Source organism: Rhizobium jaguaris (assembly GCF_003627755.1).
Lineage (GTDB): Bacteria > Pseudomonadota > Alphaproteobacteria > Rhizobiales > Rhizobiaceae > Rhizobium > Rhizobium jaguaris.
Map to the genome: position 1 here is coordinate 2,325,841 of NZ_CP032695.1, position 25,292 is coordinate 2,351,132.

Genomic DNA, 25,292 nt, shown 5'->3' on the forward strand with positions numbered 1-25,292 from the left:
GCAAACACCTGTCTGCACATGAAATAGGCTTTCGTCTGCAATATAGGCATTAAATCGTATACAATTAATCCTCAATTTTGCGACAAATTCCGTTTAACTTTCGCGACGAACACGGATATCATCGCATCGATTATCAGGTATCCAATTTCATGAATTCCCCAGCCGACGCGCTCCTGACCTCAAACGATTCCACTGAAACCGGCGCACAGCAGATCCGCGATGCCATTCGCGAAGCGATCGTCGAGCGCCGGCTTTCACCGGGCACGAAACTTTCGGAAAGTGATGTCGGCAATCTGTTCAACGTCAGCCGGACGCTAGCGCGCGCCGCTCTGCAGGCCCTGTCCTATGAAGGGCTTGTCAGCGTCGAGAAAAACCGCGGCGCTTTCGTCGCCTATCCTTCGCCGGACGAAGCCCGGCAGATCTTCGCCGCCCGTCGTCTGGTGGAGCCGGGTATTCTCAGCGAAGCGGCGAAGAGGATCACACCCTTGCAGGTTCAGCACCTGAAGCAACTCCTGCTCGAAGAAGGGCGGCTTATGAGCGAACGTGGCCAGTCCGCACGCCGCGCCGAGATCAAGGCATCGGGCGATTTTCATCTCATGCTCGCTACGATCTCCGGCAATTCAATCATGCAGCGCTTCATGGAGGAGCTTGTCGCGCGCTCGTCGCTTGTGATTGCGCTCTACGGCCAATCGAGCGCCTCGAGCTGTGGTCACGCGGAGCATGGCGACATCATTGCCGCCATCGAACGAAGGGACGTCGAGGCGGCACGTGATCTCATGCTCCACCATATTTCGCATATCGAAGCCGATCTAGATCTGCGGGAGCGCAAGGGCTTCGGTTTAAAAGAAGCTTTCGAGCGTTAAAATGAACTCCGCGGCGCGCCCTTGGTGCAACGCGACCTTCCCCTGAAATACCAAGGTTCTCGGACGGCGCTGACGATATGCTGAAGGGCAACAGCCGAGGAGATCGCTGCGAACGCTTTGCAGAACTATCCGCGATCACGCGTCCTGGGTCCCAGAGGTTCCGGCAAAAATGACGAGCGTCTAATTTAAGCAACAGGCGACAAAGGCTATAAGATTTGATAGATCTATCATCACCGGTTGCGGCTTGACGTGTCGGTGAAAAATTGCCGGGCGCCTTTGCACTGCCAGCCGGACCAGGGTGGAGGAGGAGAGTTGCTATGGCGACATTCCATGTCATGGCCGGTGCGAGCGGTGAATTCACGCGTCCGGAAGTCCGCAAGATAGGTGTCGTGGATCTTGTCGATGCGCTGAAGTTGGGATTGGAAGACTTCAGAGAGAAACCATCCCATTACGTCTTTCTCTGTCTCATGTATCCGATAGCGGGCGTCTTTCTTGTCATGTGGAGTTCCGGCGCCAACCTGCTGCCGCTACTTTATCCCCTGATGTCAGGCTTTGCATTGGTTGGTCCGATCGCGGCCATCGGCCTCTATGAGATCAGCCGACGCCGTGAGCAGGGGCTCGACAGCTCCTGGCATCATGCCTTGGACGTGCGTCATTCGCTGGCGCTGCCGTCCATCGTTGCGGTCGGTCTCATGTTGTTCGTGCTTTTCGTCGCCTGGCTGATTGTCGCGCAGCGCATCTACACCATGACCTTCGACGAGGCCGGCCTCGCCTCGATCTCCGCCTTCCTATCAGATGTGCTGACGACGCCGCGCGGCCTCTCCCTTATGCTTTGGGGGAACCTGGCCGGTTTCGTTTTCGCGGTAATTGTGCTGGCGACGACGGTGGTCACCTTCCCGCTGCTGCTGGACCGGGATATCGGCGCCGTCGCGGCTGTGGACACAAGCATACGCGCCACGCTTACCAATCCAGGGCCAATTGCGCTTTGGGGATTGATCGTCGCGGCACTGCTCGTCGTCGGCACGATCCCGATCTTCGCCGGCCTTGCGGTCGTCATGCCTATCCTCGGGCATTCGACCTGGCACCTATATCGAAAATTGATTGTTCCCGCCTACCCGAACCGCACGCCTTGAATTCGTAAAGGAAATTTACCCCCGGATCATCCTCCAAGCCGTTGCGACCTGCCAGATGACAGTCGTGTTGGTTGGGATAGCGATGAAGAGAATGAGGATTGCCATGTCTCACCGTTTTCTTCCGATTTGCCTGCTTTTTGCCATCGCTTCCCCGCTCGGCGCGCTCGCGCAGCAAGGCGACGCCACCGCAGGGGCGACCATTTTCAAGAAATGCGCTATCTGCCATATCGCCGAAACGGACCAGAACAAGGTCGGCCCCTCGCTGAACGGTCTGTTTGGCAGGACGGCCGGAACACACCCGAATTTCGCCTATTCGCCGGCGATGCAGCAGGCGGGCAAGGGTGGCTTGGTATGGGACGAAGCGACGCTCCGCGACTATTTGCACGACCCTAAGGCGAAGGTGAAGGGCACGAAAATGACCTTCGTTGGGCTGAAGGATGATACCGAGATTACCAATCTGATCGCCTATCTGAAGCAATACTCCAAACAGTGAAATGCCTGATGTAATCGAGCTGTTTCCCGTGTCGCCGGTCGGATCGGCCGGGTTCGGCTCAACGACCAGACGCCGCCGATCCGTTCCCGCGGTGTCAATATGCTCCGCTGCTAATGCTGCAATTGCCCGTCCGATTCGTTCATGAGATAATACTCAAACGTTTCGCGACGGGATTGTGGAAATGTTCGCGGCCGGTTCGGGAGGAGACGATGGCTGTCGTATTGATTCTCGTTCTGCTGGTGGTGGGGTCGATCGCCTTCCACCTCTTGAGCCCTTGGTGGTGGACGCCGATCGCATCCAATTGGAGCTATATCGACAACACCATTGTCATCACGTTCTGGATCACCGGCTTCGTTTTCACGGCGGTCGTGTTGTTCATAGCCTATTGCGTCCTCCGCTTCAGGCACCGCGCCGGAAACCAGGCGGCATACCAGCCCGAAAACAAGAGGTTGGAATGGTGGCTTGCCGGGGGAACCGCGATTGGGGTGGCTGCAATGCTCGCACCGGGCCTGTTCGTATGGAAACAGTTCGTCACGGTCCCGGCCGATGCCAGCGAGGTCGAAGTCGTCAGTCAGCAATGGCAATGGAGTTTCCGGCTGCCGGGGGCGGACGGAAAGCTCGGTCGGGCGGACACGCGCAATGTCACTCCGGACAACCCGCTCGGTTTGAACAAGAATGATCCCGCCGGAATGGACGACGTCATCATCGAAGGCGGCGAACTGCATATACCCGTCGGCAAGCCAGTGAAGGTGCTTCTGCGCTCGATCGACGTTATTCACGATTTCTACGTACCGGAATTCCGGGCCAAGATGGACATGATCCCCGGCACGGTCACCTATTATTGGTTCACGCCGACGCGAACGGGAACTTTCGAGATTCTTTGCGCGGAGATGTGCGGGGTTGGTCATCCGCAGATGCGCGGCACGGTCGTCGTCGATACCGATACCGACTATCAAGCCTGGCTGCAGCAACAGCCGACTTTCTCGAAATTGGTGGCGGCGGAGAAGTAAGTGCCATGCGCATCTGAGGAGGAAGGCCGCATCAAAGGGAATAGGGAGGATGGAATATGGTCGACATCGGATCCGGCAATGAGCAGGTCATCCTGCCCGCTGAAGTCGAGGATGTGGAGCTTTATCACCCAAGAAGCTGGTGGACGAGATATGTCTTCAGCCAGGATGCCAAGGTCATAGCCATACAGTATTCACTGACCGCCATCTCGATCGGCATGGTGGCGCTGGTGCTGTCCTGGATGATGCGCCTACAACTCGGCTTTCCAGGTTCCTTCGCCTTTATCGACGCGGAGCATTATTATCAGTTCATCACCATGCACGGCATGATCATGGTGATCTACCTGTTGACGGCGCTGTTCCTCGGCGGTTTCGGCAACTATTTGATCCCCTTGATGCTCGGCGCCCGCGACATGGTGTTTCCCTATGCGAACATGCTGAGCTACTGGCTCTATCTGCTCGCGGTCATCGTGTTGGTCGCCGGCTTCTTCGCGCCTGGCGGGCCGACGGGTGCCGGCTGGACGCTGTATCCGCCACAGGCACTTCTATCGGGGACGCCTGGAGGGCGTGACTGGGGCATCATCCTGATGCTGTCATCGTTGATCCTGTTCATCATGGGCTTCACGATGGGCGGGCTGAACTATGTCGTCACGGTCCTGCAGGGACGCACCCGCGGCATGACGCTGATGCGAATGCCCCTAACGGTATGGGGCATATTCACCGCAACCGTCATGGCGCTGCTTGCTTTCCCGGCACTCTTTGTCGCCGCCGTCATGATGCTGTTCGACCGTTTGCTCGGCACGAGCTTCTTCATGCCCTCCATCGTCGAGATGGGCCAGCAGTTGCAGCAAGGGGGCGGCAGTCCCATCCTGTTCCAGCATCTGTTCTGGTTCTTCGGCCACCCCGAGGTCTATATCGTTGCACTTCCTGCCTTCGGCATCGTCTCGGATCTGATCAGCACCCACGCGCGCAAAAACATCTTCGGCTACAGGATGATGGTCTGGGCGATTGTCATCATCGCAGCGCTGAGCTTTGTCGTGTGGGCGCATCATATGTATGTCAGCGGCATGAACCCGAACTTCGGGTTCTTTTTCGCGACCACGACGTTGATCATCGCCATCCCGACGGCCATCAAGGTCTACAATTGGGTGCTGACGCTCTGGCGCGGCGATATCCATCTGACATTGCCGATGCTGTTTGCCCTGGCGTTCATCGTCACATTTATTAATGGCGGACTGACCGGCCTCTTTCTTGGTAATGTCGTTGTCGATGTGCCGCTGTCCGACACCATGTTCGTCGTTGCGCATTTCCACATGGTGATGGGGGTCGCGCCGATTCTGGTGATCTTCGGCGCAATCCACCATTGGTATCCGAAAGTCACGGGGCGCATGCTGAACGTGACGATGGGCCAGATCCACTTCTGGATCACTTTTCTAGGCGCCTATGCGATCTTCTTCCCGATGCACTACCTCGGTTTGATGGGCGTGCCGCGCCGCTACTACGAGCTTGGCGAAACGGCTTTCATTCCGCCGTCAGCGCATACGCTGAACATGTTCATCACCGTTGCCGCGCTGGTCGTCGGGGCAGCTCAGATTCTGTTCCTGTTCAATCTGGCCTGGAGCCTTCGCTGGGGCAGGCAAGCAGGCGGCAATCCATGGCGAGCGACGACGCTGGAATGGCAGACACCGCAAACGCCGCCCGTTCACGGCAATTGGGGCAAGGAGCTGCCGATCGTCTACCGCTGGCCGTATGATTACAGTGTCCCCGGAGCAAGCCAGGACTTCCTGCCGCAGAACCAGCCGGCTTCGGCCGGATTGTCCGAAGGGCCGTCGTCATGAGCGCCATTCTCATCTTCATGGCGGGTATCTTCGGCATCATCATCTGGTGGATGACAGGGCAGCGGTTGACCTCGAAGCCCTGGCTGGAAACAGGGCTAGCAGGCGATGCGCCGGAGATGCGAGGGTCACGGGCGACTGCGGCGAAAGTCGGTCTCGGCATCTTTCTCGCCGTCGTCGGCGCCTTGTTCACGCTCCTCATCAGCGCCTATCTTAGCCGTCTGAGCGGTACCGACTGGTGGAGTATACCGATCCCACGACTGCTTTGGGTGAATACTGCCGCGCTCGTCGCCAGTGGCGCCGCTCTGCAATGGGCGAAGATGGAAGCCCATCTTGACCGCAGCGAGATGCTGAACACTGCTCTTGCAGTGGCGTTTGTATTGGCTGTTCTCTTTCTCGCCGGACAGGTTCTGGCGTGGCGGCAATTGGTTGCGGCAGGCTATCTCCTCGCAGATAATCCATCGAACAGCTTCTTCTACATGATCACCGGACTGCATGGCCTGCACATTCTGGGTGGGCTTTTCGTACTCGGACGGACGACAATCCGCGCCCGGACCAGCCCCGCTCTGGCGAAAATCCGCCTGAGCGTGGAGCTCTGCGCCATCTATTGGCATTTCATGCTTGTTGTCTGGCTGGTCCTCTTTGCGCTCTTTGCGGGCTGGGCAAATAGTTTCGTCGATCTCTGCCGTCAATTGGTCACTTGAGGAGTTCCATGATGACCGAATCCATAGAAAGACCGGCAAACGACCCACTTCTGCGGCCCGCGGGACTGCGCGGCGTCGCGGCTGATTTGTCGTCGGACCAGCGGGCGTTCAAGAACGTCTCCTGGGGCAAGGCGATGATGTGGATCTTCCTCCTCAGCGATACCTTCATTTTCGGCTGTTTTCTACTGGCCTATATGACGGCGCGCATGTCGACCACGGTCCCCTGGCCGAATCCCAGTGAGGTTTTCGCCTTGACGATCGGAGGCACGGAAATCCCGCTGATCCTGATCGCCATCATGACTTTCGTCCTCATTAGCAGCAGCGGTACCATGGCCATGGCTGTCAATTTCGGTTACCGCCGCGATCGCCGCAAGACCGCCGCGCTGATGTGGGCGACGGCCGCCCTCGGCGCGACATTCGTCGGAATGCAGGCATTCGAATGGACCAAGCTGATCACGGAAGGAGTCCGCCCCTGGGGAAACCCGTGGGGCGCGGCACAGTTCGGTTCGTCCTTTTTCATGATCACGGGCTTTCACGGCACCCACGTCTCGATCGGGGTGATTTTCCTTCTGATCATCGCACGCAAGGTGTGGCGGGGAGACTTCGACCAGGAAAGGCGGGGGTTCTTCACCAGCCGCAAAGGCAATTACGAGATCGTCGAGATCATGGGATTATATTGGCACTTCGTCGATCTCGTCTGGGTATTCATCTTTGCATTCTTCTATCTGTGGTGAGGATGGCATCATGGCGAAGGTACAAGCACATTCCGGACAGCAGCATCCAATAAAACTTTACATGGTGGTCTGGGGACTGCTTTTCGTCCTCAGCACCTTCTCCTACCTCGTCGACTATCTCGGCATTCAGGGCTATCTCAGATGGTTTCTGATCCTGCTGTTCATGATCTTGAAGGCGGGGTTGATCGTCGCCGTTTTCATGCACATGGCCTGGGAACGGCTGGCGTTGATCTACGCCATCCTGGTTCCGCCAGTCCTGGTGCTTGTCTTCGTCGCTCTGATGGTGTCGGAATCGCACTACACGGCGCTTACCCGGATGACCTTTTTCGGCGCCGGTCAATAGGGGATGAAGCGGCTATATTGCGGATAATGCCGGCGGCGGGGAGCCGGCTTGCCGGTTCCCGCCCTTCCTCGGACCGCCTTTTTCCGACCACGTGCCCAACAGTGGCAGACCTTCGAGGCGGCTGGCTGGCCCTGCCGTGAAGATTTCGATCTCGAAAAACTGAGGAACTCATCCTGTCTGTACCAGTTGTTCAAGTGTACGACTTGAACAATGGAGACAAAAAATGAGCAAAAGCGACGTTCAAAAACTCCAGAAGCGAGCCGAACGGCAGGTGAAGAATACCAGCGCTGGCGGCCATCTTGGCGGAACGTATTTTGGTCAGCAGCCCGACGGCAAAACGATGTCGTCATCCACCAACGACAGCGCCAAGGCGCGGAAGAACGATGGAAACAGCTAATTCATTGTAATTCCGATCGCTGCATCGAACATCCTTGAGGCGCCGAGGTAAGACGCTCCGGACGGCGTGATGGTTATGCGACTGTCGCGTCGGTCCTCACGGACAATGGCCCGCCCAACCGGACGAGCCATCATCAGGAGCTCTAGAAGTCCATGCCGGCGCCTGGAGGTAAGGCCGGACTGGTCTCCCTCTTCGGCTTCTCGGCAATCATCGCTTCCGTCGTCACCAGAAGCCCGGCGATGGAGGCAGCATCCTGCAGCGCTGTGCGCACGACCTTGGCGGGGTCGATCACACCCATGGCGTAGAGATCGCCATATTCGCTGGTCTGGGCATTCCAGCCGAAAGAGAAATCGGCCTTCTCGCGCAGCTTGCCGACGACGACCGAGCCTTCGGCGCCCGAATTCTCGGCAATCTGGCGAACGGGCGCTTCGATGGCCCGACGGACGATGTCGACACCGACACGCTGGTCGTCATTTTCGGTCTTGAGTCCGTCGAGCGATTTGACCGCCCGAAGGAGCGCCACGCCACCACCCGGCAGAATGCCTTCCTCGACCGCGGCACGGGTTGCGTGCAATGCATCGTCGACGCGGTCCTTCTTTTCCTTGACTTCGATCTCGGTCGAGCCGCCAACGCGGATGACGGCAACGCCGCCGGCGAGCTTGGCAAGACGTTCCTGCAGCTTTTCGCGGTCATAGTCGGAAGAGGTTTCTTCGATCTGAGCCTTGATCTGAGCTACACGGCCTTCAATGTCAGACTTGGCGCCAGCACCATCGATGATGGTGGTGGTTTCCTTCTCGATCACCACCTTTTTGGAACGGCCGAGCATGTCGAGGGTAACGGACTCGAGCTTGATGCCGAGGTCTTCGGAGATGACGGTGCCGCCCGTCAGGATGGCGATGTCTTCCAACATGGCCTTGCGGCGATCGCCGAAGCCCGGAGCCTTGACGGCAGCGATCTTCAGGCCGCCACGCAGCTTGTTGACGACGAGCGTTGCAAGAGCTTCGCCTTCGACGTCTTCAGCGATGATGAGGAGCGGCTTGCCAGTCTGAACGACGGCTTCGAGAACCGGCAGCATGGCCTGCAGGTTCGAGAGTTTCTTCTCGTGGACCAGGATATAAGGCTCTTCCAGCTCCGCCCGCATCTTTTCCGGGTTGGTCACGAAATAAGGGCTGAGGTAGCCGCGGTCGAACTGCATGCCTTCGACGACTTCGAGTTCGGTTTCGGCGGTCTTGGCTTCTTCAACCGTGATGACGCCTTCGTTGCCAACCTTCTCCATCGCTTCGGCGAGAAAGTGCCCGATTTCCGGATCGCCATTGGCGGAGATGGTACCGACCTGAACGATTTCGGAATTGTTGGAGATCTTGCGCGCCCTGGTCTTCAGTTCCCTGACAACCGCGTCGACGGCAAGGTCGATACCGCGCTTAAGGTCCATCGGGTTCATGCCGGCTGAAACTGCCTTGGCGCCTTCGCGAACGATGGCCTGGGCGAGAACGGTCGCAGTCGTGGTGCCGTCGCCTGCGATATCGCTGGTCCTGGAGGCGACTTCGCGCAACATCTGTGCGCCCATGTTTTCGAACTTGTCTTCGAGTTCGATTTCCTTGGCGACGGTAACGCCGTCCTTGGTGATGCGCGGAGCGCCGTAGGACTTGTCGATCACGACGTTGCGGCCCTTGGGACCCAACGTCACCTTGACCGCATTCGCGAGAATATCCACCCCCTGCAGCATGCGATCACGGGCATCGGTGTGGAATTTGACTTCTTTGGCAGCCATTTTTTACTCCTCCATAGGCAGCAAAGTCTTGATCAAGCGGCTCTCTTGTCTGCGGCCTGGGTCTCGATGATGCCCAGAACGTCGCTCTCCTTCATGATCAGCAAATCTTCACCACTGATCTTGATCTCGGTGCCGGACCATTTACCGAACAGGATGCGATCGCCGGTCTTCACATCGAGCGGCTGGATCTGGCCGGCCTCATTGCGTGCGCCGGGGCCGACGGCCACGATTTCGCCTTCCTGCGGCTTTTCCTTGGCGGTGTCCGGAATGATGATGCCGCCCTTGGTTTTCTCCTCAGACTCGACGCGGTGGACGAGAATGCGATCGTGAAGCGGTCGGAACGTCATGTTCTCCTCCTTGGCAGACGATGATGATCGATGCTCCCATGCCCGGACCAGATCACCGGTCCGGGGCGCCGAGGTCCTCCAGCGTTCGATAGAATTGATCTGGTTTAGCGCGTTTTCAAGTGAGAAAGAGCGAAAATTTTGGCACTCTGCGCCACCGACTGCCAACGCGATCGAAAGAACCGCAAATTCGGTTCAATCCTTCGATCTTTCGCAAATGCTTCCGCCTGCAAGCGGGCTGTTCTAACCATTTTCCAGCCAGCGCAGCTCCTCGGGAGAAAGCTGAATGTCAAAGGCGCCGAGGCTGTGATTGAGCTCGGCCAGCGAACGGGGACCGATCAGCGGAATGACCGGCCAGGGCTGCTGCAACACATAGGCGAGCGCGACCTGGATCGGATCCTTTCCAAGCCGTTTTCCCAATTCTTTGGCGCGATCTCTGCGCGCGAAGTTCGTCTCCGAATACCATGCACGGGCCAATTCCGGATCGCCGAATTTGCTACGGCCCGCGCGGTCGGTGAAGAAGCCGCGCGCCTGGCTCGACCAGGCGAAATTGGTGACCTTTCGGTCCGCAAGCCACGATTTCCACTCGGCGTCGGACGAAGCGATGCAGCCGGCCCAAACGGGTTGAACCATGTCGGCGAGCGAGAAATTGTTCGAGAGTACGCTTGGCCTCGTCTTGCCGGTGCGTTCGGCGTAGGCAATCGCTTCATCCATACGCGCGCGCGTCCAGTTGGAACCGCCGACCGGGCCGCGAATACGCCCTGCCCTGACTTCGGCATCCATGGCGTCGACGAATTCGCCAACCGGAATATCCGGGTTGTCGCGATGCATGAAATAGATATCGACATAGTCGCTCTTCAGCCGGTCCAGACTGACGGTCAGCTGCTTGCCGATGACATCGGGATAGCAGAGCGGGCTATGCGCTCCCTTCTCTATGATGACCACCTGCTCACGGACGCCACGGCTTTGCATCCATTCGCCGATCAGCCGATCCTGCGTGCCACCGCCATATTGAAAGGCGGAATCGATCAGGTTTCCGCCGGCCTCGAAGAAAGCATCGAGAACGATCGATGCGCCGGGAAAAGTGGAAAACTCCATCATGCCGAGCGCGGCCTTCGACATCTCCTTCGATAGGCCGGCGATCCTTCCGCGCGCCACACGGTCTTGCCGGCGCGCAAGCAGATCGCCGCGAAGGGTCCGTGTGCGGACAGCAGGCGTCTCCAGAGCATATTCGAGGCCGATTGCGGCGCGCCATTTGTCCATCACCTGCAGATTGCCGAGCGTATCCGCCCGCGTCATGCCTGGATAGGCAAAGTCTTTGCGGCCTGCGCGGATCGCAGCTCCCGCAGCGTCAACCTCGAAGCTGTAGATATGGCGTGGCTCATTGACAGGGATGTCCTGCCGCGTGCCATCGGCCGCGAAAAGCCGGATCGTGGCCGTGCCGCCCTGCTTGCCGGCGGCAAACCAGAATTGGTCAACCTCGATCCGCCCCTGCGTACCGAAAATGCGTAGGACATTGTCCTGTGCCAACGACACCGAGCAGGAAAGCTCGGCGATGATGCCGTTCGGGAAATGCAGCACCGCCGCACTCCATTCGTCGACCCCGGTCTCACCGAGATGGCCGACCGCAAAAACCTTGTCGGGCTCGATCACACCCGTTTCGCTATCGATCCCGGCAATCAAACGCGCCATCGACACGGGGTAGCCGCCGACATCGAGAATGCCGCCGCCGGCAAGATCGTTCGAAAACAACCGATGGCTGGCATCACACGGCAGCTTTGCGAAGCCGAAGCTGGATTTGATCAGGCGCACCTCGCCGATTGCCCTCGCCTTTAGCAGCTCGACCAGCTTCGACGTCAATGGATGCAGGCGATACATATAGGCTTCGCCGAGAAATGTGCCGGCCCGATGTGCGGCTTCCTGCATCGCTTCGGCCTCTGCGGCCGAAAGGCCCATCGGCTTTTCACAAAGTACGTGCTTGCCATGCTCTGCCGCTTTGATCGCCCATTCGGCGTGGCTCGGATGCGGTGTAGCAATATAAACGGCATCGATCGCGGGATCCGCGAGCAAGGCATCGTAGCCATGGACGATGCGTGCCCCCGGAAAATTCTCGGCAAGACCCGGTTTATCGGGATTGCGCGTGCCGATTGCCTCGACACGACCGGTCTCGGACTGCGCCACGCCTGCGAAGAAGTCAGCGGCGATCCGGCCGGGGCCGAGGATGCCCCAGCGTATTCTATCCGTATTCGTCATGATGATATGTCCTTTTGATTTGAATGGCGCCCTGGCAACAGATCGGGCGCCACAAAACTCGTGTCAGCTCAACTCGACGATCGCGCAGCCATAGGCTTCGAGCGACAGAGCGCCCAACACCGGCTTGCCGCCGTCAAGAAGATTGACACCGGCCGGCACGCCGGTCAGTTCGGCGCGCTGATCGACGTAGTTCTGGATGAAAAGGAGACGCCGTTCGTCGTTCTGGCGCATCGTCACTTCGACACCGCCCGGCAGATCGGCGATCAACGGCTCAACCCCTGCATCCGCAAAGGTGCGGTCGGCCGCTGCAGCCGTCAGGTCTGGCGTCAGATAGGTGCCGAGATAGAGAACCCTGCCCTTGCCGACATTGCGCGAGGTCGCCATCGGTACCCCTTCGGCATAACGGTTCGACCAGGTCGCCACCACCTCGACATCATCGGCAATCACCAGGTTCTCATAGAAATGTGCGGCCTCGAGCTCGCGATTGCCGATGGTGAAACGGCGAACGCGGCGATGAGATTCAGCCGGGCGGTTGGGGGGTATGACCAATCCGCCGGAGCGGGACATGACATCGAAAAGGCCGTTGGCGCCCGGCGCCGTAAGCCGGCCAAAATCCTCGACCTTGACGCCGGTCAACCGCGAGAGTGACGAACCGGGCGCGGTCTCGCGGATGACGTGGTTGTTTTCATCACGCGTGCCGGTGCGGGCGCCGATGATCACCGTGCCGCCGTCGCGGGCAAAGGCCTCCAGCCGTTCTGTCCAGCCATCCTTCCACATCACCCAATGGGGAACATAAAGCAGTTTCAATCGCGAAAGATCGTCTTCCGGATGGATGAAGCCGCAGGCAATGCCGCGGTCGTAGCAATATTGATGCAGCAACACCGCGTCGTCCTGCGGGCTCGGCAGGCCGATCGAGTAGGTCTTGTGCGCCTCCTGATTGTCGAAATCGGCACCGGCGATGCCGACATCCATACGGACGTAGGTGCCGAGGATCTTGTCCTTGAGCATCGTCATCTCGGTGGCGAAACGCTTTGCCTCGTCATAGCGATGGCGAGGCACGTCGTCGTGATCGATAACGCCCATCCAATAGATTTCCGCGCCGAAATGCGCCGGCCGCCAACGGAAGAACATCAAACCATCGGCACCGCGCGCAACGGAGGACATCGCCATGCGCCGCATCTCGCCGGGCTCCGGCGTCAGCGTGCAGAAGCCCGGCTGGCTGCCGAAGCCGGATTGCTGTTCCGGAACGATATAGTTGCCCGAAAAACCGCGGCAGATATCGAGATGCAGCGCCTGCACCTTGGCGTGGTTGCCGATGCGCTGAAACTCGTCATAGAGCATCGGGTAGATATCGTATCCGACGAAATCGAGATCAGTAGAGAACTGACCACGAAAGTCGATATCGCGCAGGCCGCCGAGATTGTGGAAGATGAACCAATCGGCCTTGGTCGCCCGCAGAATCTCCACCTGATCGTGCTGGAAACGCGCCGTCGCGAAGGCCAGGAAGCGGTGGTAGTCCTGCAGATGCCCCGGACTTGGGAAGGTCGGCGCGAAATCCAGGGGAAGCACCAGTTGACTGAAATCATCATAGGCCGTCGCCCAGAAATCGCCGCCCCAGGCAAAATTGAGCTTGTCGATCGTGCCGTACTTGTCCGCAAGATACGCCTGGAATTCCTTCAGCGTCGACGGCGAAAAGGATTCCGGCATGCTGGTGTTGAGCTCATTGTCGGTCTGCCAGCCGACAACATAGGGATTATCGCGATAATGCTCGGCCATCGCCCTGGTGATGCGCTTGCTGTGCTCACGAAAAACCGGGCTCACGGTATCGGCATGCTGGCGCGAACCGTGGCTCATCTTCCGGCCATTGCCGTCGACGCGCAGGATTTCCGGATGAGCCGCCGTTAGCCAGCGAGGCGGCGTTGCGGTCGGCGTGCACATGATGGTGCTGAGGCCATGACGACCAAGGACCGCGATGGCGCGATCGAAGAGATCGAAATCGAACGTACCCAGCGTGGGCTCGAACAGATGCCAAGCGAACTCGCCGAGACGGACGACATTGAAGCCGGCCTCCACCATGCGCTTGGCGTCGCGTTCCCAATAGCTTTCATCGACATGTTCCGGATAGTGCGGCACGCCGACCAGAAATCTGTCGGTCTTGATGGTACGCCACACGGAAAGGTCCTTGGTACTGCTGCTAACTGACACGGTATCGGGCTCCTGAAGGATCATTTGTCGAGGATCGGCTTGCGGACCGTGATGGTCCGCTCGTCATTGGCGGAAAACAGGTAGACTTCGCGCGGATCGATGCGAAGGCTGATCGGCGCCTCAGCATCAACGCCAACGACATGGCCGACCTGCACGGTGATGTTGCCGGTACCGCTTTCGGAGCTGACGCATTGCAGCGCTCCGGCGTCGACATAAAGGATGGTCTCTCGTCCGAGATGCTCGACCAGGCGGACGCGGCCGGAAATCGTGGCGCCGGCAGAGACAGCGTCCTCCTGGACGGCGATGCTTTCCGGACGGACGCCGAGGGTCAGCGTCGTTCCCTTCTGCACCGAAGCACCAGCTGCCAGTTCCACCGCGATCGGCGCGAGGCCAGCGGCGGAGACCGTCGCTTTGTTTCCCGAGACATCATCGACGGTCACGGGGAAGAAATTCATCCGCGGTGCGCCGAGAAAACCGGCAACGAAAAGATTGTCCGGGTTGCGATAGAGTTCCAGCGGCGAGCCGACCTGCTCGATGATGCCACGATTGAGAACCACGATCCGGCTCGCCATCGTCATGGCCTCGATCTGGTCGTGCGTCACGTAGACCATTGTCGCGCCGAGTTCGGCATGCAGGCCGCTCAGCTCGACGCGCATCTGCGTGCGAAGCGCCGCATCGAGATTCGATAGCGGTTCGTCGAACAGGAAGACGTCGGGCGAGCGCGTGATCGCCCGACCGATCGCGACGCGTTGGCGCTGACCGCCCGAAAGCTGCTTCGGCCGCTTATCGAGCTGATCAGTTATCCTGAGAATCTTGGCGGCGCGTGCCACCGCCGCGTCGATCTCCGTCTTGGGGTGCTTGGCCATGCGCAGGCCGAAGCCCATGTTCTCGGCGACGGTCATATGCGGATAGAGCGCATAGGATTGGAACACCATGGCAATGCCGCGGTCACCGGGCTCCGCCTTGCTGACATCGCGGCCATTGATAAGGATCTGCCCCGAGGAGATCGTTTCCAGACCGGCGATCGATTTCAGAAGAGTGGACTTGCCGCAACCGGAAGGGCCGACCATGACGATGAACTCGCCCTGCTCGACGGAAAGATCGATGCCGCGCAGCGCGTGATAGGCGCCATAGTTCTTGTTGACGTGTCGAAGTTCGAGACTGGTCATAGTTCTAGGCTCGCAGAAGAAGGATTGGCACAAGGGGCGGGAACGGCGAACGCATCGGACAAGATCATCACCCCTTCACCGCCCCCATGGTGAGCCCGGCGATGAAATGCCGCTGCATCAGGAAGAACATGACGACGGGCGGCACCGCGACGACGATCGTGCCGGCGGAGATCAGATTCCAGGCGGAGACCCATTCGCCGCGCAGATTGGCAAGACCGGCGGTGACCGGCTTGACGGTGTCGCTCACCGTCAGCACCACAGCCCAGAAATAATCGTTCCAGACAAAGGTGAAGATCAGGATGGCGAGTGCGGCCAGTGCTGGTCGAACCAGGGGGATCACCACGTGAACGAGCGTCTGGAACGGCGAAGCGCCCTCCGCCCTCGCCGCCTGGAACAATTCATCCGGTAGAGCGGCGATGAAGTTGCGCATGAACAGCGTCGCAAAGCCCGTCTGGAAGGCGATGTGGAAAATGATCAGCGCGCCCGTCGTGTCATAGAGACCGATCCGCACCATCAGGTCGCGCACCGGTATCATCATGATCTGATAGGGCAGGAAATTGCCGCCGACGAAGAGCGCGAAAACCAGCATGTTGCCGCGAAACCGGTAGCGCGCCAACACAAAGCCGGCGAGCGTGCTTAAGGTCAACACGCCCATCACGGCGGGTATGGTGATCGTCAGGCTGTTCAGGAAATATCGCGCCATCGGCGTCTGGGTGAAGACCGACGTGTAATTCTCGACCAAGCCGAACTGCGTCGGCCATCCCCAGAGATTGCCGCCCATCACATCCTGCGTCGAACGGAACGAGGTGAGGATGACGGCGAAGAGCGGGCACAGCCAGAGGATCAGGATGGCAAGAACGGCAATGAAATAAAATCGGCGCTGCCAAATGGCATCTTCGGGGATCGGGCGCGGATACATCAGGCCCCTCTTTCTTCGATGCGGATGATGCGTGTGAGGTACCAGACGATGAAGACCGCCATGATCACGAACAGAACTGAGGCGATCGCTGCGCCGTAACCGAAGCGGTAGGAGAAGATCGACTGTTCGAACATCTGGTAGGCCAGCACTTCCGAAGAGCCGAACGGCCCGCCCTGGGTCATGACCGACACCATGTCGAAGGATCGAAGCGCCCCTACGACAGTGACGGCAATGGCGATGAAGGTGACTTGTGTCAGCTGCGGCAGAACGATATGGCGCAGCATGTTCCAGCCTCTGGCCCCGTCCACCCGGCCGGCACCGATCAGTTCCTCGCTGAGATTGTTGAGGCCGGCAAGGTAGAGCACCATGCAGAAAGCGATCTGCGGCCAAAGCGCGGCGATGACGATCGCAAACGTCACGAAACGCTCGTCTGACAGCACCGCCGGCGCTGTCGCGCCGAAGAAACCGAAGATCAGGGCGAGAAGCCCCAGTTGCGGCGTGTAGACCCAGGTAAAGACGACACCGACGGCGACCGAGGCTAGTACCAGCGGAATGAAGAACAGCGATTTCATCAACCGCATGCCGCGGATCTTCTGGTTGACCAGCAGGGCGATCGCCAAGCCCAGCGGCGGCGCGGCCATGAACATGATCAGCCAGATGACGTTGTTCCTCAGCGAGACGTAGAACTGCGGATCGTTGAAAAGCTCGACATAGTTGCCGAAACCGATCCAGGTCATCGGGCTGAAGCCATCCCAATCGTGCAAGCTGATCCACAGGCTCTCGACTGCCGACCAGAGGATCACGACGGAAAAGAGTATGGCAGCCGGCAATATCAGCAAAGTCGGGGTGAGCCACCAGCGATGGCGGCGCCAAGGTGTCTTCATTTTATATCCTCTTTCGGTTTGGAGAGGCGGAGCGGCTGCCCCGCCTCTCGGTCGCTGGGAGGAGACTTAGAGTTTGTAGATGCGCTTGCGCGTGCCCTCGAGCCGCTTCAGGATCACATCGCGCCGTTCGGGCTTCGCCATGAATTCCTGGAAGCCGACGAGGCCGGCCTGCGCCATATCGGGGTCACTGTCGCGGTCGTAATATTGCGACGTGCCCTTGACCGTCTTCAGCGCTTCGACGGCCGCGTTCACCAGAGGATCCTTGCTCGGCGGCAGATCGTTGCGCGGCGGAACGTTGCCGCCTGGCTCCAGATAGGGGCCGAGATTTTCCGGACGGTAGAAATAAGCCAGGAACTCGCGGGCGCCCTGCTTGTTCTTCGCGTTCGTCGGAATATGAACCGAATTCAGTGAGAACTCCTCGAAACGGCCGACCTTCGGATCTATGGTGGGGAATGGTGCGAAAGCGAGCTGGTCGAGTTCTTCTTTCGGGAAGACATAGCGGACGAAGGCGCCGAGATTCATCATGCCCGCTTTCTTCTGCGCTAGAAGCGCGCCCGCTTCCTGCCAGCCGAAGGACGTATTGTTCGGCGTGAAAAAGTCCTGCTTGAGCAAAGTTTCCCATTGGTCGAAGACCGGTTTGAGCGCCGGATCGAGATAGCTCATCTCGCCGTTCATCAGCGCCATATGCTTGTCGAGGCCGTTGATGCGCAGATTCATCTGGTCGAACCAGCCGGCGGCAGGCCACAATTCTTTGGTGCCCATGGCAACTGGCGTCAGGTTGGCGCTCTTGCATTTGGCGCCGAAGGCCAGGAAATCATCCCAGCTTGCCGGCACCGACGTGCCGAGCTGGCTGAAGACATCCTTGCGATAGAACATGCCCCACAGCGTTCCGCCCGTCGGCAGGCCGTATTGCTTGCCGTCGACGGTGACGGCGCCTGTCGCTGCACCCAGCACATCCTTGTATTTTTCTTTCTCGAAGAGATCGGAAATATCGTCGAAAAGGCCGCGCTTGACGAAGGCGCGCATGCGGTTTCCGGAAAACCAGAAGCAGACGTCCGGTGCGCCGGCGACAAGATAATTGCGGATCGCTGTCTTGTGCGCCTCGTGGTCCATATTGTTGACCACAACCTTGACGCCGGCCTGCTTACCGAAATCATCGGCAATCTTGCGCAGGACCGCGAGCGCATCGGCATTGCTCTCGTCCGAAATGATGTTGATGTCCTGCGCCTGCGCAATAGCCGGCATCGGCAGGCCCGCCAAGGCGGTGGCGGAAACCACCCCTGCGCCCTTCAGAAAACTACGCCGGCTTGATGGCCTTCCAAGCAAATCGAAAGTCATGAGAACTCCTCCCTTTGTGACACTGACTGCCATCCTCCGTCAGGGAGCCGAACGGAACACCCTCCAAGCGTTTCCGTTCAGCGCCGGGTACTTGGCCGCAATAAACCTGCCGCGGTAGCGCATGCGCGCTGCCCGGATCGCAGAGTTCGAAAAACCAATGTTCCTGTTGACTGACTTCTTCGCGCTTCCGCACGAGCCGGATGTTGATCGGCAGGGGAAGTTATGCATATGTTCGATACGGACGCAATAATTAATTTACAAAATTAAGAAAGAGAATTCGTGAAGCTGAAAGGTGACCAAAGCACATCGCGCGCCATGAACCGGCGGCTTATCCTCAACCTGCTGAGGCGTGAGGGGCCGAAAAGCCGTGCGGAAATCGCGACGATTACAGGCCTCAGCCCTGCGGCGGTCACTTTCGTCATCGCGGATCTGATCGAGGAGGGCCATGTCGCTGAAGGCAAAGCCGTCGCCGGGCTTTCCGGCCGCCGGCCGATCCCGGTCGAGATCAATTACGCCAACGGATTGGCAATCGGTTTCAAGCTGATGGTCGGCTCCGCGGAGTGCGTCGTCACCGACCTTGCCACCAGCCCGCTCGCATCGCTGCGGCTCACCCTTGCCGATCATGATCCGGAAAACGTCATCAAGACGCTTGCGGCGGCCGTTCCTTCGCTTCTCAAATCGGCCGGCCGGCCGAATGCGCGGCTTGCCGGCATCGGCATTTCGATGCCCGGCGTCATCGACAATGAACAAGCCACCTGTGTGCGTAGCCATCGATATAACTGGGACAATGTCCCTCTCGCCTCCATGCTGGCACAGAAGGTCAAGGTGCCCGTTTGGCTCGAAGACGACACGAATGCCTATGCGATTGCCCAGCAGCTTTTCGGGCTGGGACGGCAGCATCGCAACATGGCGGTGCTCGCGATTGGCGTCGGCATCAGTTGCGCCCTTATCATCGAAGGCAAGCTCTATCGCGGCGCCAATGGTGCCGCCGGCAAATTCGGCCATGTGGTTCACGAGGAAAACGGCCGTCTATGCGAATGCGGCAAGCGTGGCTGTCTCATGGCCTATTATTCGCAACCCTCGATGTTGCGCACCTGGCGCGAAAGAACCAACCGCGATAGCAGCCATGGCCTGCCGGAGATGCTCGATGCCATGAACGAGAACGAACCGGCGATCGCCAGCATTGTTCAGGAAGCAGGCATCGGCATCGGAAAGGCACTCGCAAATCTCGTCAACGTCACCGATCCCGAGGTGATTGTCGTCGGCGGTGAAGCCGTGTCCTTCGGGGATGCTCTTTTCGGGCCACTGAGGTCGACCATGGCCATTCACACCTTTCGCCCCGCTCCTCCATTGCTTCCGGATTGGGAGGACAATTCCTGGGCAAGGGGAGCAGCGGCACTCGTCACGCAGAAATTCTTCGACTTCGAGACATCAGGCGGCACGACGGGAAGCACGGAGGGATTGGCCAAAACTTCGGTCGCCTAGAAAGCAGCGTTTCACCCTCAAAGACGCGAGGCGTTGTCGCGCAAACCTCCTGTTCAAGCCGACCGCCGCTGTCGCTCGACCTTCGGCCCGCCCGGGCGATGACGTGGTTTTGCGCGCATTGCGGACGTTGAAGTCTTGCGCCGCCAATCCTTTCACGAGACAAGCGTCCTATGAGCGTTCCAACGACACACCCCTTCGCCTTCGATCCAACCTATGGCATGAAGCTTGAGCAGCTCCTGGCGATCGCGCCGCCCGAGGCACCCCCGGGCTTCGACGATTTTTGGGCCGAACGGTATCGGCACGCGATAGCGGTCGACCCACAGCCGAAACTCCGCCGCAGCAAAATCGAAAATCCCAACTGGCATGTTCTCGACGTGACCTACATATCGACCGGCGCGTTTCAGATCGGCGGCTGGCTGCTTCTTCCCCGCGATCAGGAGGTGCGACGCGGCCTCGTCGTCGGGCATGGCTATGGCGGGCGGGATTTGCCCGACTTCGATCTGCCAGTGGAGGAGACAGCCATACTGTTTCCATGCTTCCGCGGGCTGTCGCTCAGCGCCTGTCCGCCGATACCGGCCGATGCTGGTGGCCACGTCCTTTACGGCATCGAAAAACCCGCTTCCTATATCATCGGCGGCTGCGTCGACGATCTATGGATCGCCGTCACGACGCTTATTGCCCTTTATCCCTGGCTTGCGGGGCATATCGGCTATAGCGGCATCAGCTTCGGCGGCGGTATCGGAGCGCTGGCGATCCCGTTCGATCGGCGGATCGATCGCGGGCATCTCGTCGTACCGACCTTCGGGCACCGGCCGCTGTGGCTGACCTTGCCAACCGTGGGCAGCGCCGATTCCGTCCAGGCCTATCAGAAAAAGCACGGAAGCGTGCTGGAGACCCTGCGCCTGTTCGATGCGGCGAACGCGGCTGCTCGCATCAAGGTACCGATGCTGGTCGCTTCGGCCCTCTTCGATCCGGCAGTAGCACCGCCCTGCCAATTCGCTGTCGCGAATTCGTTGGCAAAATTTAACGAAATCTTCATCCTCGATGCCGGCCATTTCGACTATGTTGGCAGCAGCGAGCAAAATGCGCTCCTTCATGAAAAAGTCCGACGATTTTTCAAGGTGCCATGAACCGAGAATACCTGCGCTGGTACAGCCAGCGCCTGCATCGAGACATGGAACTTTTGGTGTTCGGCCATGCCGGCGCCAAGGTATTGATGTTTCCGACGCGGGACGGGCGCTTTTGGGAGTATGAGCAGCTTGGTATCGTCGCCAGCCTTGCCGACAAATTGCGAGCCGGCCATCTTCAGCTCTACTGTATCGAGGGCCTGGCCACCGAAACTTTTTACGGATCCCACCACCATCCAGCCGACCGTATTCGCCGGCACACCGCCTTCGAAGAATATATTCTGAACGAAGTTCTGCCGCTGATGGCCCAGAAAAACCCTCATGAATGCACCATCGTGCATGGCTGCAGCCTCGGTGCTTTCCAGGCGGCCAGCCTCGTCTTTCGCCACCCTCACCTCTTTCGCAAGCTCGTCGCCTTTTCCGGCCGCTACGATCTGACGATAAAGGTCGAATCTTTTGGCGACCTGTTCGAGGGCTACTACGACGACAATGTCTATTTCCACACGCCGACACACTTCCTTCCAGGGCTTGTCAGCGAATGGCAGCTTGAAAGGCTGCGCCAGGTCGACATCGTCCTCACCATCGGGGACGCCGATCCCTTCCTCGACAACAACCGCCACCTGAGCCGGCTTCTCGTCGATAAGCAGGTTAGCCATCAGCTGCATGTCTGGGGCGGGCGGGCCCACCGGGCAGGTGCCTGGCGCAAGATGGCGGCGCTCTATATTTGACAGTTAGCAATCCTGGCCAAGCCAGGAGAATGGCCAAAGCGTAGAACCGTCAAAGCCTTATCACGGCAAATCGCCAGCCGCCGGACCTTCTCGGGCGGATCAAGACATCAGTGAAATCCGGCTTACACCAGGCCAACCGGAATAGGCGCAAGCTCTTTGGCGGCACCATAGTCGCGCTCGTGCGATCTGCGGTGACGTTTTTCGCGACTTGAGGAAAAGTCGAGACGATTGTGCTCCACCATACCGTCCGGATAGGTTCCGGTGTCCTCGGTTTCCACTTCGGACTGAGCGGTGACGATTTTGAAATTCATCGTGTTTCCTCCGGTGCGGCGCAGAAACGGTTAGCCCCGCGCTTTGTTCCATTAGTAAACACAAAATTATTAAAGAATTAACTACATTCGTTAATTAATTCGGGTGAGCCGACCGATTTCAGCATACGAGGCAACGGAGGCCATTGGCGCCCAGCGTCTTCGCGGGACGCAGACATAGGTCTCAGCAGCAGCGGCCCGGGTCAGACGTCATTGATCGAGGGGAGAAAAGACATCACCTCGTTGCGGCGTCTGAGGCTCAGCGTCTCGATACGCTCGCTCCAGAAGTTCTCCGCCTCCGGCGGGTCCGGCTCCCAGCAATTCGTCGACAAGAGGTTGTCGTCCATCACCAGCAGACGATGGCCGCCCAACCGCAAATATTCTGTCGCCAGCTCTTTTGCAGCATTCGTCATCATGATCCTGCTCCTTGCGCCGATCATCTGGATGTCAACAATCGAGCGGGGATTATGTTCCCGTTGGCGCGCAAGCCAGTTGTCAGCCTTTTGACGGCTGCCGGCGTCTTTCCTCCTCGTCTTCCAACGGGGGAGGCTCCCAGCCGAATACGCTGCGTCCGCCGTAAAAAGCGGACTTGTCAAATTCGCCAGCAACAATCTCCTTGAGATCGGGACCGGTGACATATCGTTCGAGCAAGCGGGACTGATCGTCCAGGCGTTTCAAAGCCTGCAATTCCTCGTCGCGACCCAGCCGTCCCTTTCTCACCGCCGATTTCATCACGCTGATGGTCTCGTCATAGACCTTCAACGGAACCGGGAAAGGGTGGCGGTCCTTGCCGCCATGTGCGAGCGAAAACCGGGCGGGATCGGAGAAGCGGTACGGCGCGCCATGCACCACTTCCGCAACCATTGCCAGCGCCTTGACCGTTCTTGCGCCAACGCCCGATGTCAGCAGCAGGTCCTCGAAATCCACCGGCCCACGGTCGGCGGCAGCCGCCAGATTTCCGTGCAGTCGCCGCATGTTCACATCGGTTTCGCGCACATCATGATGTGCCGGCATGATCAAATGCGGCAGCATGGGTTGCGCGTGGTCTTTGCCAACTGCCGTCGGCTCGGCTTGCAGCGCGGCCAACTCGCACACGATCTTATCCGGCCCCAAAGTGGCTAGCAAATCGAGTTGACCCGCGCGTGACTGATCGGCGCGCCTATCGGCGAGATTGACGATCTCGCCCTGGTCTCTTCCCTCGATGGCCGCATGCGGGGAATCAAGGAAGCTTGTCAGCCCTTCGGACAGCCAATGATACCGCCGTGCCTGTCGCCGATCGCCGTTCATTCCCTGCTGGACGACGACCCATTTGCCATCGTCCGTCACGATGAAGCCGTGCAGATAGAGGTCGAATCCGTCCTGAAGTGCGGCGCTGTCGACCTTGGCGACCAGCCGGCTTGTCGTCGCAAGCGCCGCGCCGTCGATACCGACACGATTGCCGATAGCCGCCAACTCATCCGGCGTCTTGCGCGACTGAGCACCGCGACCGCCGCAGACATGGATTCCAAGGTCGCCGGCAAGCGGCGTCAGACCCCGTTTCAGCGCACCGAGGACGCTGGTAGTAATGCCCGAGGAATGCCAGTCCATGCCCATGACGGCGCCAAAAGACTGGAACCAGAACGGACTGGCCAACCGTCGCAATAGTTCGTCACGCCCATAATGCTGAACCACCGCCTCGGTAATCACGGCGCCCAAACGCGTCATCCGGTCGCCGAGCCATTTCGGCACCCGGCCTCCATGCAGGGGAAGATCAGCGTTGCCCGCTCTTTGCGCCAAGTTCATCGCTCTCCAAATCAGATCCAAAGCAATGTAGTACCGGCAACCGGATTACGCCACGCACGATATCGATCCGCAGCATCCAGCTTGAACATTAATATGCGAGGGTGACGCTTAGGCCGCCGGCCGAAAAACATTTTATAATGCACTATATCTATAGAATGTAAGCTCTTACCTTTCGCCTGCATATCCTTCACCCATGGGGCGGTGGAACTAGGAGAGTGCGGATGGATTTAGCCCTGCAACAGACCGATCGAATTCGCCCAGTGGCGACCCAATTGACGACCGAAGAAGAGGCAATCGCGACAGCGCGAGCACTGGCCAGACGATTTGCCGAGTCGGCTTCCGATCGCGACGTTGATCGATTGCTGCCGCATCATGAGCTTGAGGCCCTGTCGCAATCGGGTCTGCTTTCGATCACCGTTCCCTCCGAATATGGCGGGCTCGACGTTTCCAATGCGGTTCTGGCCGAGGTTACCGCCATTCTCGCCGAAGCCGATGGCTCGATCGGGCAGATACCGCAAAACCATTTCTACATTCTCGAAGCCTTGCGAACCGACGGCAGCGAAGAGCAGAAGAAATTCTTTTTCGGCAGAGCTCTCGCCGGCGATCGCTTCGGCAACGCGCTGTCCGAACGCGGCACCAAGACAGTCGGCCACTACAATACCCGCATCAGCCGCGACGGGCTCGGCTACAGGATCAATGGCAGCAAATATTATTCAACCGGTGTCGTTTTCGCCGACTGGATCACGGTCTTCGCACTGGACGAGGAGGACCGGCTGACCATGTCGTTCCTGCCGCGCGGCACCGAGGGAATCGAGATCATCGACGATTGGGACGGGTTCGGCCAGCGGACGACCGGCAGCGGCACAACGATCCTCCACAATGTCTATGCGCGCGCGGATGCCGTCGTCTTCCATCACAAGGGGTTCGAGCGCCCGACAACCATCGGTTCCGTCGGGCAGATCATCCATGCCGGCATCGACCTCGGCATTGCCCGCGCTGCTTTCGCCGAAACCGTCGAATTCGTCAAAACCAAGTCGCGCCCCTGGATGGACAGCGGCGTCGAACATGCCTCCGACGATCCCTTGACCATCGCCAAGATCGGACAGATCGCCATTCGTCTCGAGGCCGCGACCGCTGTCGTCGAACGTGCCGGTCAGAAGGTCGACGTGGCCCAGATCGATCCAAGCGAAGCAAATGTCGTTTCGGCCACGCTTGCCGTCGCGGCTGCGAAGGTGCTGACGACGGAAATCGCGCTTGAAGCGTCGAACACGCTGTTCGAACTGGCCGGCACCTCATCCGTTCGCGTCGGCCTCAATCTCGATCGCCATTGGCGCAATGCGCGTACCCACACACTGCACGATCCCGTGCGCTGGAAATATCATGTCGTCGGCAATTATCATCTCAACGACGTGACGCCACCGAAGAACGGCGCACTTTGAGCCCTCAAGCAAGAAGGCCCATTCCGATGCC

Annotated in this window: 24 protein-coding genes; 13 read left to right on the forward strand and 11 right to left on the reverse strand. The window is 59.1% G+C overall.

The window, feature by feature from the left end; translation table 11 throughout:
- Positions 1-149 precede the first annotated feature (149 nt).
- The 9 genes from CCGE525_RS32900 to CCGE525_RS38570 all read left to right on the forward strand — a co-directional run bounded on the left by CCGE525_RS32900 (position 150) and on the right by CCGE525_RS38570 (position 7,509).
- The gene (locus CCGE525_RS32900; protein WP_245472239.1) at positions 150-863 is read left to right on the forward strand and encodes a GntR family transcriptional regulator; all 714 of its coding nucleotides are present in this window, start codon (positions 150-152) and stop codon (positions 861-863) included.
- Between the two features lie 317 nt (positions 864-1,180).
- Positions 1,181-1,996: a DUF2189 domain-containing protein gene (locus CCGE525_RS32905; protein WP_120708353.1), complete on the forward strand. Its 816-nt coding sequence runs from the start codon at positions 1,181-1,183 to the stop codon at positions 1,994-1,996.
- Positions 1,997-2,099: 103 nt separating this feature from the next.
- On the forward strand, positions 2,100-2,489 hold the full coding sequence (locus tag CCGE525_RS32910; RefSeq protein ID WP_120708354.1) for a c-type cytochrome: 390 nt from the start codon (positions 2,100-2,102) through the stop codon (positions 2,487-2,489).
- A 209-nt stretch (positions 2,490-2,698) separates the two neighbouring features.
- On the forward strand, positions 2,699-3,499 hold the full coding sequence (locus tag CCGE525_RS32915; protein WP_120708355.1) for a cytochrome c oxidase subunit II: 801 nt from the start codon (positions 2,699-2,701) through the stop codon (positions 3,497-3,499).
- A 56-nt stretch (positions 3,500-3,555) separates the two neighbouring features.
- Positions 3,556-5,334, forward strand: a complete 1,779-nt coding sequence (locus tag CCGE525_RS32920) for a cbb3-type cytochrome c oxidase subunit I (protein WP_120708356.1) — start codon at positions 3,556-3,558, stop codon at positions 5,332-5,334.
- Positions 5,331-6,035 (forward strand): cytochrome c oxidase subunit 3, encoded by a 705-nt coding sequence (locus tag CCGE525_RS32925; protein WP_120708357.1) that lies wholly within the window; start codon positions 5,331-5,333, stop codon positions 6,033-6,035. The genes CCGE525_RS32920 and CCGE525_RS32925 overlap by 4 nt, the downstream gene beginning before the upstream one ends.
- A gap of 11 nt (positions 6,036-6,046) precedes the next feature.
- On the forward strand, positions 6,047-6,769 hold the full coding sequence (locus CCGE525_RS32930) for a heme-copper oxidase subunit III family protein (RefSeq protein WP_120708763.1): 723 nt from the start codon (positions 6,047-6,049) through the stop codon (positions 6,767-6,769).
- Positions 6,770-6,779: 10 nt separating this feature from the next.
- A complete protein-coding gene (locus CCGE525_RS32935; protein WP_120708358.1) occupies positions 6,780-7,112 on the forward strand; it encodes a cytochrome C oxidase subunit IV family protein in 333 nt (110 codons plus the stop codon).
- 223 nt (positions 7,113-7,335) lie between these two features.
- A complete protein-coding gene (locus tag CCGE525_RS38570) occupies positions 7,336-7,509 on the forward strand; it encodes a hypothetical protein (RefSeq protein WP_162950373.1) in 174 nt (57 codons plus the stop codon).
- A 142-nt stretch (positions 7,510-7,651) separates the two neighbouring features.
- Here CCGE525_RS38570 and groL read toward each other — a convergent pair whose 3' ends face one another.
- The 8 genes from groL to CCGE525_RS32980 form a co-directional block, all read right to left on the reverse strand.
- Complete coding sequence (gene groL / locus CCGE525_RS32940; RefSeq protein WP_120708359.1) at positions 7,652-9,280, reverse strand: chaperonin GroEL; 1,629 nt, start codon at positions 9,278-9,280, stop codon at positions 7,652-7,654.
- A 32-nt stretch (positions 9,281-9,312) separates the two neighbouring features.
- Positions 9,313-9,627 (reverse strand): co-chaperone GroES, encoded by a 315-nt coding sequence (gene groES, locus CCGE525_RS32945; protein ID WP_120708360.1) that lies wholly within the window; start codon positions 9,625-9,627, stop codon positions 9,313-9,315.
- Between the two features lie 240 nt (positions 9,628-9,867).
- On the reverse strand, positions 9,868-11,877 hold the full coding sequence (locus tag CCGE525_RS32955; protein WP_120708362.1) for an aldo/keto reductase: 2,010 nt from the start codon (positions 11,875-11,877) through the stop codon (positions 9,868-9,870).
- A 63-nt stretch (positions 11,878-11,940) separates the two neighbouring features.
- On the reverse strand, positions 11,941-14,106 hold the full coding sequence (locus tag CCGE525_RS32960; protein ID WP_120708363.1) for a beta-galactosidase: 2,166 nt from the start codon (positions 14,104-14,106) through the stop codon (positions 11,941-11,943).
- Positions 14,103-15,251 (reverse strand): ABC transporter ATP-binding protein, encoded by a 1,149-nt coding sequence (locus CCGE525_RS32965; RefSeq protein WP_120708364.1) that lies wholly within the window; start codon positions 15,249-15,251, stop codon positions 14,103-14,105. Before CCGE525_RS32965 ends, CCGE525_RS32960 begins: the two co-directional genes overlap by 4 nt.
- 67 nt (positions 15,252-15,318) lie before the next feature.
- The gene (locus CCGE525_RS32970; protein ID WP_120708365.1) at positions 15,319-16,170 is read right to left on the reverse strand and encodes a carbohydrate ABC transporter permease; all 852 of its coding nucleotides are present in this window, start codon (positions 16,168-16,170) and stop codon (positions 15,319-15,321) included.
- Positions 16,170-17,054: a carbohydrate ABC transporter permease gene (locus CCGE525_RS32975; RefSeq protein WP_120708366.1), complete on the reverse strand. Its 885-nt coding sequence runs from the start codon at positions 17,052-17,054 to the stop codon at positions 16,170-16,172. The genes CCGE525_RS32970 and CCGE525_RS32975 overlap by 1 nt, the downstream gene beginning before the upstream one ends.
- Positions 17,055-17,120: 66 nt before the next feature.
- Positions 17,121-18,392, reverse strand: a complete 1,272-nt coding sequence (locus tag CCGE525_RS32980) for an ABC transporter substrate-binding protein (protein WP_120708367.1) — start codon at positions 18,390-18,392, stop codon at positions 17,121-17,123.
- Between the two features lie 279 nt (positions 18,393-18,671).
- Here CCGE525_RS32980 and CCGE525_RS32985 point away from each other — a divergent pair, with 279 nt between their 5' ends.
- The 3 genes from CCGE525_RS32985 (at position 18,672) to CCGE525_RS32995 (ending at position 21,732) form a co-directional block, all read left to right on the forward strand.
- The gene (locus CCGE525_RS32985) at positions 18,672-19,877 is read left to right on the forward strand and encodes an ROK family transcriptional regulator (protein ID WP_120708368.1); all 1,206 of its coding nucleotides are present in this window, start codon (positions 18,672-18,674) and stop codon (positions 19,875-19,877) included.
- Between the two features lie 170 nt (positions 19,878-20,047).
- Positions 20,048-21,007: an acetylxylan esterase gene (locus tag CCGE525_RS32990; RefSeq protein ID WP_120708369.1), complete on the forward strand. Its 960-nt coding sequence runs from the start codon at positions 20,048-20,050 to the stop codon at positions 21,005-21,007.
- The gene (locus CCGE525_RS32995; RefSeq protein ID WP_120708370.1) at positions 21,004-21,732 is read left to right on the forward strand and encodes an esterase family protein; all 729 of its coding nucleotides are present in this window, start codon (positions 21,004-21,006) and stop codon (positions 21,730-21,732) included. Before CCGE525_RS32990 ends, CCGE525_RS32995 begins: the two co-directional genes overlap by 4 nt.
- A 122-nt stretch (positions 21,733-21,854) precedes the next feature.
- Here the strand turns inward: CCGE525_RS32995 and CCGE525_RS33000 are convergent, their stop codons facing one another.
- The 3 genes from CCGE525_RS33000 to CCGE525_RS33010 all read right to left on the reverse strand — a co-directional run bounded on the left by CCGE525_RS33000 (position 21,855) and on the right by CCGE525_RS33010 (position 23,816).
- Positions 21,855-22,043: a hypothetical protein gene (locus CCGE525_RS33000; RefSeq protein ID WP_120708371.1), complete on the reverse strand. Its 189-nt coding sequence runs from the start codon at positions 22,041-22,043 to the stop codon at positions 21,855-21,857.
- A gap of 200 nt (positions 22,044-22,243) precedes the next feature.
- The gene (locus CCGE525_RS33005) at positions 22,244-22,456 is read right to left on the reverse strand and encodes a hypothetical protein (RefSeq protein WP_120708764.1); all 213 of its coding nucleotides are present in this window, start codon (positions 22,454-22,456) and stop codon (positions 22,244-22,246) included.
- Between the two features lie 79 nt (positions 22,457-22,535).
- On the reverse strand, positions 22,536-23,816 hold the full coding sequence (locus CCGE525_RS33010; RefSeq protein ID WP_120708765.1) for a DUF763 domain-containing protein: 1,281 nt from the start codon (positions 23,814-23,816) through the stop codon (positions 22,536-22,538).
- Positions 23,817-24,043: 227 nt separating this feature from the next.
- On the opposite strand from CCGE525_RS33010, the gene CCGE525_RS33015 reads away from it, so the two are divergent.
- Positions 24,044-25,261: an SfnB family sulfur acquisition oxidoreductase gene (locus CCGE525_RS33015; RefSeq protein WP_120708372.1), complete on the forward strand. Its 1,218-nt coding sequence runs from the start codon at positions 24,044-24,046 to the stop codon at positions 25,259-25,261.
- Positions 25,262-25,292 lie beyond the last annotated feature (31 nt).